Here is a 389-nt window from a genome sequence, read left to right as displayed (position 1 = left end):
GGGACTTCATAGTTTGCAACATCGTGGTCAAGAAGGTGCAGGTATAGTTGTTTCTGATCAAAATGAATTAAAAGGCGAGCGAGGATTAGGCTTACTAACTGAAGCGATTAAAGATGATCAAATGGAACGATTAAAAGGATATCAACATGCAATTGGTCACGTCCGTTATGCTACTTCAGGTAATAAAGGTATTGAAAATATTCAACCGTTTCTGTATCACTTTTATGATCTGAGTGTAGGTATTTGTCATAATGGTAACCTCATTAATGCTAAATCATTGCGTCAGAATTTAGAAAAACAAGGTGCTATCTTCCATTCGTCTTCTGATACTGAAGTCATTATGCATTTGATACGTCGAAGTAAAGCTCCTACTTTTGAGGAAGCGTTGA

At 36.8% G+C, this 389-nt stretch carries 1 protein-coding gene; it reads left to right on the top strand.

Going from position 1 to position 389, the window contains the following annotated elements; all coding sequences use genetic code 11:
* Positions 1-389 (top strand): class II glutamine amidotransferase (locus GUI70_RS25390; protein WP_202630573.1); only part of this gene is annotated, 389 nt, incomplete at both ends.

It is taken from the genome of Deinococcus alpinitundrae, assembly GCF_009982895.1.
In the GTDB taxonomy this organism is placed as follows: Bacteria; Deinococcota; Deinococci; order Deinococcales; family Deinococcaceae; genus Deinococcus; species Deinococcus alpinitundrae.
This window is presented reverse-complemented; position numbering and strand designations above follow the sequence as displayed.